We start from the raw sequence: 14,469 nt of genomic DNA, 5'->3' as shown, positions 1-14,469 counted from the left end.
TTACGATTGTGACAGTCCGTCCCGAGAAATGTGACAGGGCTTTAACCTTTGCCCCGCGCTTTATGACAGACCGTTCATACATGCGCCGTTAAGGTTAATGCTTGAGAACGCGCGACGTGTCCGTTGATGGACCCAAGCGCCGAGAGCCTCAGCGCGTCGTCACCAATTCACGCCAGAACAAAGGCGCAAACAGAGCGAAGACCGTCGCCATCTCCAGACGTCCGAGATACATGCCGAAGGTCAGCACGAGTTTCGACGGTGTATTGAGCGTGGCGAAATTGCCCGCAGGCCCAATGATATCCCCCATCCCCGGCCCAACATTCGCCAAGGCCGTCAAAGCGCCGGTGATCGCGGTGGTCATATCCTGTCCGAAGAAACTCAGGAGCGAGGCGAGAACCCCGAAACTGGCAGCATAGAGCACAAAAAACGCGATGACGCCGGAGAGAGCGTCAGGGGCAACGGGGCGTCCTTCGTATTTCACGGTGGTGATGCGATGAGGCGCGTGGCTGCGGCGAATTTGCGCTTTGAGTGCGCGATACGCCACAAGCCAACGCATCGCCTTGGCCCCGCCCGCCGTCGAGCCAGTGGCCCCGCCAGACGCGGTCAGCACGAAAAAGGCGACAACCGCGAAAGGCCCCCAAAGCGTGTAATCTGTGGTCGCATAGCCCGTGGTGGTCACGACAGAGACGACGTTGAAGGCCACAAGACGCAACGCGTCAAACAGCCCTTCACCGCGCGTGTACATCAACCACGCCGACAGGATCGCAATAGCCGCCGCGAGACAGATGAGCATGGCGGAGACTTGTTCAGATTTCCAACTTCCGTGGCGCACCCCCCGAATATACCAAGAAAACGGCAGAGCGCCGCAGAGCATGAAGATCGTGCAGGTCCATTGCAGGAAGGCGCTGTCGAAATGTCCGAAAGAGGCGTCGTAGCCAGAATAGCCCCCAGTGGAGAGCGTGGTCATGGCATGGGTCACCGCGTCAAACGCCGACATGCCACCGAGGTAATAGAGCCCGCCGCAGATCACGATGAGGGCGAAATAAATCTGCAAGGTGGCGGAGGCAAACATCGTCGCGTTGCGCAGCTCGCGTTCGCCGGTCTCCGAGCTTTCCGAGCGGAAAAGCTGCATACCGCCAACCTTGAGGATCGGCAAAAGCGCGATACCGGTGACAATGAACCCGACGCCGCCCACGGCCTGTAGGATCGCCCGCCAGAGGATAATGCCATGCGGCGTGTCATCGAGGCCGGACATGACGGTGGAGCCGGTGGTGGTGATGCCGGACATCGCCTCGAACACCGCGTCTGTGAGCGATAGATCATAGGCGTAAAGCGGCAACGCACCGCACAGCGCGGCCACCATCCAGACGGAAGAGGTCAGCAAAAAGGTGTGAAGCGGGCGCAGGCCTTCTGTGCTGGATGAGGAGACAAGCGCGAGCGCGCCGCCCATGAAACCGGACAGCAGCGCGACCTCCTCGAACATCATCGAGGTGTCCGGAAAGATCAGCGCAACGATCCCCATGAGGGCGGCGAAGAAGACCATCACCAGACCGTTGATGAAGATGACGAAACTCATACGCGTCTCATATCTGGCCCGAGGAGTCGGGCGTCATGGGGGTCGAGAAATCACAAAACCCCGCCCCCATGCAAGAGCGGCGGCCTGCCGTTAACTATGTGCGACAGTTCCCGCCCAAGGGCCGTGATGGTCCGAGCCACCATCTACCCGCTCGAACCCGTGGGCGCCAAAGAAGTCACGTTGTGCCTGTACGAGATCGGTCGTGCCGCGCCCTTGGCGCATCGTGTCGAAATAGGCCAATGCGTTGGAGAACGCCGGAACCGGAAGACCGGCGGAGGCGGCATAGGCCACCGTCCGGCGCAGCGCGGAGGCACCTTCGCGGATCAGATCGGCAAAACGCGGCGCAAAGATCAGCTGGTCATGCGGCAGCCCCTCACGGATCGCACTGGCCATGTCGTCCAGAAGCGCGGAACGGATGATGCAGCCTTCGCGCCAGACCTCGGCGGCGGTGGCGAGATCGAGACCCCAGTCATAATTCTCGGACGCGGCAGACAGGATTTTGAAACCCTGATCATAGGCGATGATCTTGGCGGCCAGAAGCGCCAGCTCCAGATCCTTGTCGGACGGCATCGGCAGAGGCTCGGCGGCGAGATCGCCGAAAAGATCGGCCCCGGCCTCGCGGGAGGTTTTCTCCGACGACCAAGAACGCGCAGCGACGGCGGCCTCGATGGTCGAGGGGGATTGGCCCAGTGTGATCGCCTCAATCGCGGTCCAGCGCCCGGTGCCTTTCTGCCCCGCTTTATCGACGATGACATCCACCATCGGTTGGCCGGTTTTCGGATCGGCGGTTTGCAGCACCTTCGCGGTGATCTCGACCAGGTAGGAGCGCAGCGTCCCCTTGTCCCACTCAGCAAAGAGCGCGCCGATCTCGGCAGGCGTGCGCCCGGCCCCATCGCGCAACAGCCCGTAGACCTCGGCGATCATCTGCATATCGGCATATTCGATGCCGTTGTGAACGGTCTTGACGAAATGCCCTGCCCCGTCCGGCCCGAAATGCGCGGCACATGGCACGCCTTCGTGTTTTGCCGCGATGGCTTCGATAATATCGTGAATCACGGCATAGCTGTCGGGATTGCCGCCAACCATGATGGACGGACCGTGACGCGCGCCCTCTTCGCCACCCGACACGCCCATGCCAATAAAATTGAGCCCCTTATCCCGCAGCGCCGCTTCCCGCCGACGGGTGTCGTGGAAATCGGCATTGCCCGCGTCGATGATCATGTCGCCCGGTTCCATCAAAGGGGTCAGCGCGTCGATCACCGCGTCCACGGGGCCGCCCGCCTTGACCATGATGATCACCGCGCGGGGCGTCGCCAGCGAGGCCATCATCTCCTCATAGGTTTTCACCGGCACAAGTTGCGAGGCGAGATCACCTGCGGAAGCAACAAAGGCGTCCGTCACAGAGCCGGTTCGGTTGAACACGGCAATCGGGAAACCGCTTTCCGCAATATTGAGAGACAGGTTGGCGCCCATAACGCCGAGGCCAACAAGACCGATCCGAGCCTGAGACATGATCCGGAGGTTCCTTCTTTTTGTCGCATGAATCGCCGTGAGTGCACAGGATTGTATAGAGCGCTCCAATGGTGTATTACGCTTGAAAGATATGCTGTTCAGCCTCGGCGACAAGCGGAATCCCAAGAAAACTTGCAATTCCCAGAACGCTGCGCTATGTATATACGCAATATAGACACAAACAGGCACGCACTCATCTCATGGCAACCTTGCTTAAATCCGCTTGGGCGGGCGTCTTCGACCCGCTGTTGCGCCGACCCGACCGCGTGCAATCCGCTGCGCTGTGCTGGCGCGACGGCAAGAAGGGTAAGGAAGTGTTGCTCATCACCTCGCGGGACACCGGGCGTTGGATCATCCCGAAAGGTTGGCCGATCAACGGGCTCGACGGTGCCGGCACGGCCGCACAGGAAGCTTGGGAAGAAGCCGGCGTGAAACCCGCACAGGTTAAAAGCAAACCGGTGGGCCTCTATCACTATGTCAAAAAGCTCGACAACGGCCTGCCCGCGCCGGTGGAAGCGACAGTCTACCCGATCAAGGTGGACCATCTCGAAGGCGACTTCCCCGAGAAAGGCCAGCGCAAACGCAGCTGGATGAGCCCGTCTCAGGCCGCTGATCTGGTCGCCGAGCCGGAACTCCGGGATCTTCTGCGCGACTTCTGAACTGCAACACTCCTCACTTGGAGCGCTCCGAAAGGCTTGCAATGCAAGGCCGGGCACGTTAGCGCTGCGCCGCTTGTAACAGTTTCATGATAGAGCGGAGCTCCGATGTCGGACACGGAAGATCACGGAAAACAGTGGAAGACGCTGGATAAAGACCTGAATCGGATCAGCCAGTTCGAGCTTGCCACCTTTCACATTGCCCGTCCGATGGTCGGGCTCGGCGTGGCACTCGCCTTCATTATTGTCGCGGGCCTGATGGCTGCTCTCCTGTTCGGCGGGCAACAAGGCTCTGCCGTGGTGATCGCCGCCGCCGCTCTCGGCGCCTATATGGCGATCAACATCGGTGCCAATGACGTGGCCAACAACATGGGGCCCGCCGTGGGGGCGAACGCGCTCACGATGGGCGGGGCCATTGTCATCGCTGCGCTGTTCGAAAGCGCGGGCGCGCTTTTGGCGGGCGGCGATGTGGTTTCGACCATTTCCAAAGGCATTATCGACCCGCATTCCATGGAAAACACCCAGATTTTCATCTGGGCCATGCTGGCCGCGCTTTTGTCCTCCGCGCTTTGGGTGAACCTTGCAACATGGGTCGGCGCGCCGGTCTCCACCACCCATGCCGTCGTTGGCGGCGTGATGGGCGCGGGGATTGCCGCCGCAGGTTTTGCCACCGTGAACTGGGGTTCCATGGGCCTCATCGCAGCCAGCTGGGTGATCTCGCCGCTGATGGGCGGGGTGATCGCCGCCGGGTTCCTATGGTTCATCAAGGTTAAAATCATCTACACCCCCGACAAGATCGCGGCGGCCCGGGTCTGGGTTCCGGTTCTGATCGGCGTGATGATGGGCACATTTGCCACCTATCTCGCGGTGAAGGGTCTCAAAAAGATCGTCCATATCGACCTCATCTCCGCCGTAATGATCGGGCTTGTCGTCGGGGCCCTGACCTATGTCGCTTCCGCCCCTCTGGTGCGCCGGCAATCACAGGGCATGGAGAACCGCAACAAGTCTCTCAAAGCATTGTTTGCCCTGCCGCTGGTGATCTCCGCCGCGCTTTTGTCCTTTGCCCACGGGGCCAATGACGTCGCAAACGCGGTCGGCCCGCTCGCGGCCATCGTCCACGCCAATGCGGTCGGCGAATTCGCTGGCAACGTGAGCATTCCGCTCTGGGTCATGGTGCTCGGCGCTTTCGGGATTTCCTTTGGTCTCATCCTGTTCGGCCCGAAACTGATCCGCATGGTCGGCAGTCAGATCACCAAGCTGAACCCAATGCGCGCCTATTGCGTGGCGCTCTCTGCGGCGATCACCGTAATCATCGCAAGCTGGCTCGGCCTGCCCGTCTCCTCGACCCATATCGCAGTCGGCGGTGTCTTCGGCGTCGGGTTCTTCCGCGAGTGGTATCACGAGAAACGTCTCGACGAGGCGGCCCGCTCGAAAAAGATCAAACGCATCGCGGCAGAGGAACGCCACCGCCGCAAGCTCGTGCGTCGCAGCCATTTCATGACCATTGTCGCGGCCTGGATCATCACCGTCCCCGCCGCCGCCACGCTCTCCGCGATCGTGTTCTGGTTCCTGTCGCTTTTCGCGGCGTAAGCGCAACGATCTCCGACACGAACAAAGGGCGCCTCACCGGGCGCCCTTTTCATTGCAGGTCTAAATTTTCACGCAACGTGGATTACGAAACGCACCAGCGCATGATCGCTTTCTGAGCGTGCAGACGGTTTTCCGCCTCGTCGAAAATCACCGACTGCGGGCCATCCATGACATTGTTCGTCACCTCATCGCCCCGGTGCGCCGGGAGGCAGTGCATGAACAGCGCGTCGGGATTTGCGTGGCTCATCAGTTTGCGATCCACACGGTAGGGGCGCAGTTGATTGTGACGGCGCTCCCGCGCGGAGGCCGGATCATGCATCGACACCCAAGTGTCGGTGACAACGAGATCCGCGCCGATCACCGCTTCTTCCGCATCGCGCACGATCTCCACAGAAGAGCCTTTGGCGCGCGCTTCCTCGACGAAGCTCATCTCCGGATCGAGCGGTTCGGGGCCGGCGAAGGTCATGTCGAATCCGAACTGGCCCGCCGCATGGATAAAGGACGCACAGACGTTGTTGCCGTCGCCGAGCCAGACGACCTTCTTGCCTTTGATCGAGCCGCGATGTTCCTCATAGGTGAGAATGTCGGCCATGATCTGGCAAGGGTGGGTGCGGTTGGTCAGGCCGTTGATGACCGGCACGGAGGCATATTCCGCCATCTCCAGAAGCGTCTGCTCCTCGAAGGTCCGGATCATGATCATATCGACGTAACGGGACAGAACGCGGGCGGTGTCGGCGATGGTTTCGCCGTGGCCAAGCTGCATGTCAGCCCCCGAGAGTACCATGGTCTGACCGCCCATCTGACGCACGCCGACGTCAAAGGACACCCGCGTCCGGGTCGAAGGTTTCTCGAAGATCAGAGCGACCATTTTGTCCTTGAGCGGCAATTCGGCGTCGAGCGCAGCCTTCGGTTTGTCGGCACGTGCGTTTTTGGTGAGTTTCGCGGTCTCAATGATCCGATGCAGGTCTTTCGCGTCAGTCTTGTGAATATCGAGGAAGTGGTTCATCAGTCTCGTCTTTTCTGTCAGATCAAAGCTTGCCAGCTGCCGCGTCGATCCGCGACATGGCCTCGGCAATCTCTTCGTCGGGAATATTCAGCGCAGGCAGAAGCCGCACCACGTTGTCGGCGGCGGGCACGGTCAGAACCCCTTCGCCATAGCCTTTCGCCACCAGATCGGCCGGTGCGACTTTGCATTTCAGGCCGAGCATGAGGCCTTCGCCCCGCACGCCTTCGAACACGTCCGGATGGGCCGCGACCAGCTCTTCGAGCTTTTGGCGGAACAGGCCCGCCTTACGGTTCACCTCGGCCAGAAATGCCGGGTCGGAAACGATGGACAGAACCTTGAGGCCGATGGCGCAGCCCAGCGGGTTGCCGCCATAGGTCGAACCATGGGTGCCCGCCGTCATGCCGGAGGCCGCCTCTTCGGTCGCGAGAACCGCGCCGAGCGGGAAGCCACCGCCAATGCCCTTGGCGATCATCATGATGTCCGGCGTCACACCGGCATATTCATGCGCGAACAGTTTGCCGGTCCGCGCGACGCCGCATTGCACCTCGTCAAAGATCAGCAGCGCGCCCTTCTCATCGGCAATCTTGCGCAGAAGCTTGAGCGCCTCGTCGGGAACAATACGGATGCCGCCCTCGCCCTGCACCGGCTCGATCATGATCGCCGCGGTTTTCTCCGTGACGTGATCGGCCACGGCTTCCCATTCGCCGAAGGGCAAATGCACGAAGCCTTCGAGAACCGGGCCAAACCCTTTGACCATTTTCTCGGAACCGGACGCCGCGATCGCCGCAGAGGAACGGCCATGGAAACAGCCCGCGAAGGTGATGATCTCGACCTTCTCCGGCTGGCCTTTTTCATACCAGTATTTGCGCGCCATCTTGATGGCGAGCTCGGCAGCCTCGGTGCCGGAGTTGGTGAAGAAACACGTGTCGGCAAAGGTCAGCTCGGTCAGCTTGTCGGCCAAAGCCTCCTGCGCCGGGATTTTATACAGGTTCGACACATGCCAGAGCGTATCGGCCTGATCTTTCAGAACCTGCGCCAGCTCCGGATTGGCATGGCCCAGCGTGTTGACCGCGATCCCCGCTCCGAGATCGAGAAAACGTCGTCCGTCCGCCTCCGTCAGCCAAGAGCCTTCGCCTTTGACGAAGGACAACGGAGCCCGGTTATAGGTCGGCAATACGGAAGAAATCATCTCTTTAGTTTCCTCTGGAATGAGAGGCCTCATGGGTGGCGAATGCCAGTGGGCCTGTCAACGGTTGGGGGGTATTTTTTAAAGGATTGCGCCTCTTTGGCGCGTTTTGTGCCGCAGCGATCACGCCTTGAGCACAGATGAACGGACGTCTGGGCGCTTCAGCGTCGACGTCGGATACCGGAGACATATGCACGGGTCATGTTCATGACCTGCGCTTTACGGTCAAAAGACCGGGCATGTCAAAGAGAATCTCCGGCAAGCCCCTGTGCGGTTCAGCCATGCGGCTCAGTCCACCGTCACAAATTTGGAATTGCCTGCGGATCGGGTGCCTGAGGTTCCCCCCGAGCCGCCCACAGTGATCCGTTTGACGACAGCGGGTTTCGCCGCGACATCCGGTGCCCCCAAAGCGATCTGACGTTTGAGCGCAGACACATGGTCACTCAAAGACATGCCCAGCCCGACTTTCTTTCCGTCGCGCGTCCCGACGGCGGACACCACAGAAATGATGGCGGGACGCACCCCGTCATAGGCAAAGACCGGCGCGCCCGAGGAGCCGAAGGTGATATCGCAATCGAAGGTGTAAATGTCCTGCGCAAAGCTGAGCACATGGCATGCGCGCTGGATCGACAAAGCGCCATTGCGCCCCTGCCCGTAGGAGGCGACCATAAGCTCCCCCTGACGCTTGGAATAACGATGCACCGGAAACGGTCTGGCCAGCGCTTCGGGGATAGGAGAAGCCAACTTGATCAGCGCCACGTCATTGGGGATGCTGGTGTTCGTAGCCCCACCTCGAATGTCGTAGCCCGGTGTCACCGCCACAGCCAGACCGCGCGATGTCGCGATGACATCGCCATTGCGAAGCCCCGCCCGGAACAGGATTTTCCCGGCAGGCAAAGGCGTGTTGTCCTTATCGACGACGCAATGCGCGGCGGTCAGCACCAGATCATCAGCGATCAAAGCCCCTGTACAGGTGCCCTGCCCGGCAATATCGAGCCGCCCAACGCCCTCCCAACCGATCAACTCGGCCCGGCGATCCGCGCTGTCGAGTTCTGACGGCAGGCTGTCGGCCGCCTGAGCGATCAGGGGCATGGAACACAGCGACATGAGACAAAGGGCGATACAGTACAGGAAACGCATAAAAAACCACGGCAAGTTACTCTTACCGTGGTTCATAGCCGAGGATTCCGGCGAGAATGCGGCCAGCCCAGACTTCTCGGATCAGGATTTCAGCTTCGTGCCGCGCTTGAAAAAGCTCCAGTCGATGAGGATGACGGCAGCCGTCACCACCGTCATCACCGAAAGCCCGATCCAAGGAGAGCTGTCCGACGTCCCGATGATGCCATACCGCACCCCGTCGATCAGGTAGAACACCGGGTTGAGATGGGTCAGCACTTTGAACCACTGCGGCAAGGTCTCGACCGAATAGAACGTGCCGGACAGGAACGACAGCGGCGTGATGATGAAATTGGTGATCGCCGCCATGTGATCGAATTTCTGGCTCACGATGCCAGCCAGAACGCCCAAGCCGCCGATAAAGAGCGTGCCCAGAAGCACGAAGGCAATCGCGATCAGCGGGTGATGCAGCGGCAGTCCGACGAACACAGCCATCCCCCCCCAGATCGCGAAGGCCACGATCATCCCGCGCGCAGTCCCGCCGGACAGATAGCCAACGACCAATTCGAATGAAGAGAGCGGCGGCATCAGCGTATCGACGATATTGCCCTGCACTTTCGAGATCATGATCGAAGAGGAGGTGTTGGCGAAGGCGTTCTGGATCACCGTCATCGTCAGGATGCCGGGGGCCAGAAAATGCACGAAAGGCACGCCCATCACATCGCCGCGCGAGGGGCCGATGGCCAGCGTGAAAATCGTCAGGAACAGCCCTGCCGTGACCAGAGGCGCCAGAAGCGTCTGGGTCCAAACCGCAGCGAAGCGGCGGATTTCGCGCATGATCAGCGTGTAAAGTCCGAGCCAATTGACCCGACCAAACCGTCGCACTCCCATATGCACTTCATTTTGAGCCATTTCCATTGCCGCGCTCCCCTGATATACACTCGTGTCTGCGGATTTCCCCGCGCGCCCGCTTGTAACCGCAAGCGCCATGCTTAAAATAGGGGATAAGTAGAATTCTCAAGCGTCCTGCACTGCAAAAGCCCTGTGCAGGATCGTTTTCGTGGTGCGGGACACCCCGCCCGATGACAACCGAAGGAAACACAATGTCCTGGACCGATGAGCGCGTCGAACTGTTGAAGAAAATGTGGGGCGAGGGTCAATCCGCCTCTCAGATCGCCAAAGAACTCGGCGGCGTGACGCGCAATGCGGTGATCGGCAAGGTGCACCGTCTGGGCCTGTCGAACCGTGCTGGCGCTGGCGCAGCTGCCGCCAAACCCGCCGCGCAGCCGAAGGCGAAGCCCGCAGCCAAGCCGAAGGCGGAGGCCAAGCCGAAGCCCGCGCCGCAGCCCGCCGCCGCACAGGAAACCGCAGCTGAGCCCGCACCGAAACCGGTCGTGCCCGCTCGTCGCCAGATCATTCCCGCCGGTCAGCCCCTACCGCCGCAGCCCTCCACCAACGAAATTCCCGCCGAAGCGCTCGCCAAGGTGAACGAGGTGGAGAAAAAGGCCAAACGCCTGACGGTGATGGAGCTGACGGAAAAAACCTGCAAATGGCCGGTGGGCGATCCTGCAACCGAGGATTTCTGGTTCTGCGGACTGCCCTCCGCGCCGGGCAAACCCTATTGCGAGGCTCATGTGGGCGTGGCCTTCCAGCCGATGTCCTCGCGCCGCGACCGTCGCCGCTAAGACGCGCGCAAGCCTTTGATATGAAAAAGCCGTCCTTCGGGGCGGCTTTTTCTTGTGCCGTGCGGAGCCACATAGGAAAAACTCTGCGCAAAGGGAAAACGCTTCACAAAGTGTCATGTGCAAAAGCAGCCCCCGCAAGATTGAACAGTATTTGCACAGCTTTCTGCATTTTTGCCAAGGTCCTGTTTTCTTGCGCACAGATTATGTTTGAGCGTGCGGAATTTGAGCCTTCTCTCTGAGACGGTAGCTTTGAGCCATCTTCAAACTGCACTGTCCAAGAAAGCTCCGACATGAAAAACCTGCTTCTGACCACCGCGCTGATCCTCGGCGCTTCTGCGGCTTCCGCAGAGCCCGTAAAATACGTTCTCGATCCGTCGCATAGCCAGATCGTCTTCTCCTACCAACACCTCGGCTATTCCACCACCACCGGCATGTATTCCGGGTTTGACGGTACGATCATGTTTGACGAAGCCGAACCGGCCGCCTCGTCCGTCGAAGTCTCTTTCCCGACCGATAGCCTCTACACTGGCTGGGCCGAGCGTACGGCACACTTCATGACCGGCGACTTCTTCGGCGCCGAAGAAAACCCGACGATCTCCTTCGTCTCCACCGGCATCGAAGTGACCGGCGACACCACCGGTAAAATCACCGGCGACCTGACCATGAACGGCATCACCAAGCCGGTCGTACTCGACGCCGAAATGACCCAAAACATGGAACACCCGATGGCCGGCAAACCGTGGGTTGGCTTTGACGCGGAAACCACCGTTCTGCGCTCCGACTTCGACATGGGCATGTATGCACCCTACGTCTCTGACGAAGTGACCATCGCGATCTCCATCGAAGCGACCCCGGCAGAGTAATCCTCGCCATCGCAATCGACTGAGACGAAAGAAGGCCGCCGGAGAGATCCGGCGGCCTTTCTTGTGTTCTAAAGCGTCCGGCCTTTAACCTGAGACATCAGATACAGGCTGGGCGCGTGCGACGTTCATATGTTGCACGGCGTTCGGCCAAAAGCTGTGTTTCAGGTTTTTGGTCGAACGCTTTAACTTGTGGTCTAAGATCGCGTCCCCTTGTTGTGTTCAGGTGAAGCAGCCCCCACCCAACACAAAGACAGGGCGAGTTCACTGACGCGTAGCGGTCAGCTCAGTGGTCACATCGACCGCAAAGCCCACGGTGCTTTCGTCTTCATAACCAGCGCCCATCCCGAAATCGCGACGGTCCAGCGTGGTCGTTCCCATCATCATCGCCTTGTCGCCCTCGACAGAGAGATCGAAAGTCAGCGTCACCGGAACGGTTTGCCCAACCAGAGCGAGTGTTCCCACGGCCTCATGCTGCGATCCATCCAGACGGCTGATCGTGCCTTCGAATGTCGCGGTCGCATAGGTGTCGGTGTTGAAGAACTCCGCCCCCTTGGCCTGTTGCGTCACTGTGCCAAGCGTCAGCGAGGTCGTGTCGATGCTCACGGTCACTTCGCCCGCGCCAGTGTCTTCGTCATAGGCGATAGCTGCGTTCCAGTTGGAGAAGCTGCCTTCGACCGGCGCGCCCATCTGGTTCACCGAGATGGTCAGGAAGCCTTCATCAACCGTCCAGCTGGGCAGATCGGAAGAGACCTGCGCTTCCTGCATCGGAGCCGCACCGCCCTCTTTCGGGTGATCCGGGGCGGGCATAACGAAAGGAAAGCCCACAACCAAAACCCAAACAACGACGGCGGCCAGCGGCGGCAGGATCGAGCCATGCCCCTCCCCCGGCACGCCAGCGTCCTTGCCCGTCACCATCCGCGCGAGCACGCCGTCTTTCTCGATCAGCGCATGTTTCAGCGCCCCAAGCACGTGCAGCGCCACCGCGATATAAATCACCCAAGCCGACAGCCCATGTACGGCCCCGGCCACATGCGCGATGTCATCGGATTTCGGCACGAAGGGCAGATTCTGCCCGAACGGCCAAAGGATCGGTGCATAGCCCGTTTCCGCCGCATGCATCACCCAGCCGGACAGCGGCATGACAAAGATCGCGCCGTACAGCATCCAATGGATGACCTCGGCCAAAAACGTCTCCGCCTTGCGATTCGGATGAACCGGGACAGGCTTGGGCTGAATGATCGCCCAGAGCGCGCGCAGCACGGCCAGAAGCAGGACGCTCACACCGATTGTTTTGTGCACGGAATAGAGCGTTTGAAGCCCGCTTGCCGTGTCGGCATTGCGCGGGGTGTTTTCCCCGATCAGCCCGAGCGCGATATCAGCGAGGATCAACAGGGCGATAGCCCAATGGAAAAAGCGCGCAAGCGCGCCATAACGGGTGGCGGTGTTGGTGAACATAAGCGACCTGTGTTTTCTGCGGTTTGCCTGAAAATAACCTATCGCCTTATGTCACACATTCGCCGCCCCCGCACAGAGACTGTGCGACCAACAAGGAAAGCCCCCGAAGGGGCTTTCTGTCTTGAAGCGTGATTTGCCGCGGTCAGAAACTGCGGGTCCAGCCGATAGAAGCCGAGAGATGGCTTATTGCCAACTCCGCCGTACAGCCACCGAAGCTATGCCCCCCGTATCAGAGCAAGTATAGCCCCGATCCAGACAGAAGGCTCCGAAGCCGAAACTCAACTCACGCCCGACAGCAGGGGCTTTCCCGGCTGCGGCTTTCAGAGTATATCGCGCCAATGAGCCAGAACCCGCCAAATCTCCGCCCCGACCTTGCCCCGAAGCCCGTCTTCGACACGAACCGCCGTGACGACCAGCCGACCATCGGCATGGTCTCCCTTGGCTGTCCCAAGGCTTTGGTCGACAGCGAACGCATTCTCACGCGGCTCCGGGCGGAAGGCTATCAGATCAGCGCGGATTACTCCGGCGCGGATGCGGTGATCGTCAACACCTGCGGCTTTCTTGACAGTGCCAAGGCCGAGAGCCTTGAGGCCATCGGCGAGGCGTTGCAGGAAAACGGCAAGGTTCTGGTCACCGGCTGTCTCGGCGCAGATCCCGAATATATCACCGGCGTTCACCCCAAGGTTCTCGCCGTCACCGGCCCGCATCAATATGAACAAGTTCTGGACGCCGTCCACGCCGCCGTGCCGCCCGCGCCCGATCCCTTCGTGGACCTGCTGCCCGCCACCGGCGTCAGCCTCACGCCCCGGCATTTCAGCTATCTCAAGATTTCCGAGGGCTGCAACCACGCCTGCAAATTCTGCATCATCCCGGACATGCGCGGCAAACTGCAATCGCGCCCGGTGCATGCCATTTTGCGCGAGGCCGAGAAACTGGTGGACGCGGGTGTTAAGGAACTTCTGGTCATTTCGCAGGACACCTCCGCCTACGGCCTCGACCGCCGCTATGAATCCTTCCCGTGGAAAGACCGTGAGGTGCGCAGCCACATCACCGATCTCGCCCGCGAACTCGGGCAACTGGGCGCGGCGGATGACCTCTGGGTCCGGCTCCACTACGTCTACCCCTACCCCCATGTGCGCGAGCTGATCCCGCTCATGGCGGACGCGGGTAACGCCGTTCTGCCCTATCTCGACATCCCGTTCCAACACGGCCACCCGGACGTCCTAAAACGCATGGCCCGCCCGGCTGCCTCCGCCAAAGTGCTCGATGAAATCGCCGCTTGGCGCGCAGTCTGCCCGGACATCACCCTGCGCTCAACCTTCATCGTCGGCTACCCCGGCGAGACCGAGGCGGAATTCCAATACCTCTTGGACTGGCTGGACGAGGCGCAACTCGACCGCGTTGGCTGCTTCCAATACGAAAACGTCGACGGCGCGCGCTCCAACGCCCTGCCCGATCACGTCCCCGCCGAGGTCAAACAAGAGCGCTGGGAGCGGTTCATGGAGAAAGCTCAGGCGATCTCCGAGGCCAAACTGGAGGCCAAAGTCGGCACCATCCAGCAGGTCATCGTCGACGATATTGATGAGGACGGCATCGCCACCTGCCGGACCAAGGCCGATGCCCCGGAGATCGACGGGAACCTCTTTATTGACGCGGGGACCGAGGGGTTGAGCGTCGGGGATTTGGTGACGGTCGAGGTTGATGAGGCTGGGGAGTATGATTTGTGGGGGTGTTTGACGAAAAGCAAATGATCCCGGGGATCATTTGCCGTCAAACACGAGATTCGAAACAGTTGCGAACTGACTCATTCTTGGACTTAATGGT

At 60.4% G+C, this 14,469-nt stretch carries 12 protein-coding genes; 5 read left to right on the top strand and 7 right to left on the bottom strand.

Features of this window, described 5'->3' with window-relative positions; translation table 11 throughout:
- Positions 1-148: 148 nt before the first annotated feature.
- The gene (locus ACYBHZ_RS09280) at positions 149-1,576 is read right to left on the bottom strand and encodes a TrkH family potassium uptake protein (RefSeq protein WP_460273990.1); all 1,428 of its coding nucleotides are present in this window, start codon (positions 1,574-1,576) and stop codon (positions 149-151) included.
- Positions 1,577-1,666: 90 nt separating this feature from the next.
- Entirely contained in the window at positions 1,667-3,088 is a 1,422-nt protein-coding gene (gndA, locus tag ACYBHZ_RS09275) for an NADP-dependent phosphogluconate dehydrogenase (protein WP_460273989.1), read from the bottom strand.
- A 200-nt stretch (positions 3,089-3,288) separates the two neighbouring features.
- Here gndA and ACYBHZ_RS09270 point away from each other — a divergent pair, with 200 nt between their 5' ends.
- On the top strand, positions 3,289-3,747 hold the full coding sequence (locus ACYBHZ_RS09270; RefSeq protein WP_460273988.1) for an NUDIX hydrolase: 459 nt from the start codon (positions 3,289-3,291) through the stop codon (positions 3,745-3,747).
- Positions 3,748-3,852: 105 nt separating this feature from the next.
- Positions 3,853-5,334 carry an inorganic phosphate transporter gene (locus tag ACYBHZ_RS09265; RefSeq protein WP_460273987.1) on the top strand — a complete coding sequence of 494 codons (1,482 nt, stop codon included), beginning with the start codon at positions 3,853-3,855 and terminating at the stop codon, positions 5,332-5,334.
- An 82-nt stretch (positions 5,335-5,416) separates the two neighbouring features.
- On the opposite strand, the gene argF is transcribed toward ACYBHZ_RS09265, so the two are convergent.
- The 4 genes from argF to ACYBHZ_RS09245 form a co-directional block, all read right to left on the bottom strand.
- On the bottom strand, positions 5,417-6,340 hold the full coding sequence (gene argF / locus ACYBHZ_RS09260; RefSeq protein ID WP_460273986.1) for an ornithine carbamoyltransferase: 924 nt from the start codon (positions 6,338-6,340) through the stop codon (positions 5,417-5,419).
- A 22-nt stretch (positions 6,341-6,362) separates the two neighbouring features.
- Positions 6,363-7,529, bottom strand: a complete 1,167-nt coding sequence (locus ACYBHZ_RS09255) for an acetylornithine transaminase (RefSeq protein WP_460273985.1) — start codon at positions 7,527-7,529, stop codon at positions 6,363-6,365.
- Between the two features lie 285 nt (positions 7,530-7,814).
- Positions 7,815-8,618, bottom strand: a complete 804-nt coding sequence (locus tag ACYBHZ_RS09250; protein WP_460273984.1) for a trypsin-like serine peptidase — start codon at positions 8,616-8,618, stop codon at positions 7,815-7,817.
- 129 nt (positions 8,619-8,747) lie between these two features.
- On the bottom strand, positions 8,748-9,560 hold the full coding sequence (locus tag ACYBHZ_RS09245) for an ABC transporter permease (RefSeq protein WP_460273983.1): 813 nt from the start codon (positions 9,558-9,560) through the stop codon (positions 8,748-8,750).
- Between the two features lie 185 nt (positions 9,561-9,745).
- Here ACYBHZ_RS09245 and ACYBHZ_RS09240 point away from each other — a divergent pair, with 185 nt between their 5' ends.
- Together ACYBHZ_RS09240 and ACYBHZ_RS09235 are read left to right on the top strand one after the other, a co-directional pair.
- Positions 9,746-10,327, top strand: a complete 582-nt coding sequence (locus ACYBHZ_RS09240; RefSeq protein WP_460273982.1) for a GcrA family cell cycle regulator — start codon at positions 9,746-9,748, stop codon at positions 10,325-10,327.
- A 290-nt stretch (positions 10,328-10,617) separates the two neighbouring features.
- Complete coding sequence (locus ACYBHZ_RS09235; protein WP_460273981.1) at positions 10,618-11,190, top strand: YceI family protein; 573 nt, start codon at positions 10,618-10,620, stop codon at positions 11,188-11,190.
- A 261-nt stretch (positions 11,191-11,451) separates the two neighbouring features.
- Here ACYBHZ_RS09235 and ACYBHZ_RS09230 read toward each other — a convergent pair whose 3' ends face one another.
- Positions 11,452-12,645 (bottom strand): cytochrome b/b6 domain-containing protein, encoded by a 1,194-nt coding sequence (locus ACYBHZ_RS09230; protein ID WP_460273980.1) that lies wholly within the window; start codon positions 12,643-12,645, stop codon positions 11,452-11,454.
- A 338-nt stretch (positions 12,646-12,983) separates the two neighbouring features.
- Here ACYBHZ_RS09230 and rimO point away from each other — a divergent pair, with 338 nt between their 5' ends.
- Positions 12,984-14,396 (top strand): 30S ribosomal protein S12 methylthiotransferase RimO, encoded by a 1,413-nt coding sequence (rimO, locus tag ACYBHZ_RS09225; protein WP_460273979.1) that lies wholly within the window; start codon positions 12,984-12,986, stop codon positions 14,394-14,396.
- Positions 14,397-14,469: the final 73 nt, after the last annotated feature.

The sequence above is a fragment of the Celeribacter sp. ULVN23_4 genome (assembly GCF_054788345.1).
The sequence above is the reverse complement of the archived record's forward strand: the minus strand, read 5'-3'. Positions and strand labels throughout refer to the sequence as shown.

Bases quoted from the DNA above. Each gene is read 5' to 3' on its own strand.
- ACYBHZ_RS09280 (WP_460273990.1), bottom strand. From the start codon at position 1,576: ATGAGTTTCGTCATCTTCATCAACGGTCTGGTGATGGTCTTCTTCGCC.
- gndA (WP_460273989.1), bottom strand. From the start codon at position 3,088: ATGTCTCAGGCTCGGATCGGTCTTGTTGGCCTCGGCGTTATGGGCGCC.
- ACYBHZ_RS09270 (WP_460273988.1), top strand. From the start codon at position 3,289: ATGGCAACCTTGCTTAAATCCGCTTGGGCGGGCGTCTTCGACCCGCTG.
- ACYBHZ_RS09265 (WP_460273987.1), top strand. From the start codon at position 3,853: ATGTCGGACACGGAAGATCACGGAAAACAGTGGAAGACGCTGGATAAA.
- argF (WP_460273986.1), bottom strand. From the start codon at position 6,340: ATGAACCACTTCCTCGATATTCACAAGACTGACGCGAAAGACCTGCAT.
- ACYBHZ_RS09255 (WP_460273985.1), bottom strand. From the start codon at position 7,529: ATGATTTCTTCCGTATTGCCGACCTATAACCGGGCTCCGTTGTCCTTC.
- ACYBHZ_RS09250 (WP_460273984.1), bottom strand. From the start codon at position 8,618: ATGCCCCTGATCGCTCAGGCGGCCGACAGCCTGCCGTCAGAACTCGAC.
- ACYBHZ_RS09245 (WP_460273983.1), bottom strand. From the start codon at position 9,560: ATGGAAATGGCTCAAAATGAAGTGCATATGGGAGTGCGACGGTTTGGT.
- ACYBHZ_RS09240 (WP_460273982.1), top strand. From the start codon at position 9,746: ATGTCCTGGACCGATGAGCGCGTCGAACTGTTGAAGAAAATGTGGGGC.
- ACYBHZ_RS09235 (WP_460273981.1), top strand. From the start codon at position 10,618: ATGAAAAACCTGCTTCTGACCACCGCGCTGATCCTCGGCGCTTCTGCG.
- ACYBHZ_RS09230 (WP_460273980.1), bottom strand. From the start codon at position 12,645: ATGTTCACCAACACCGCCACCCGTTATGGCGCGCTTGCGCGCTTTTTC.
- rimO (WP_460273979.1), top strand. From the start codon at position 12,984: ATGAGCCAGAACCCGCCAAATCTCCGCCCCGACCTTGCCCCGAAGCCC.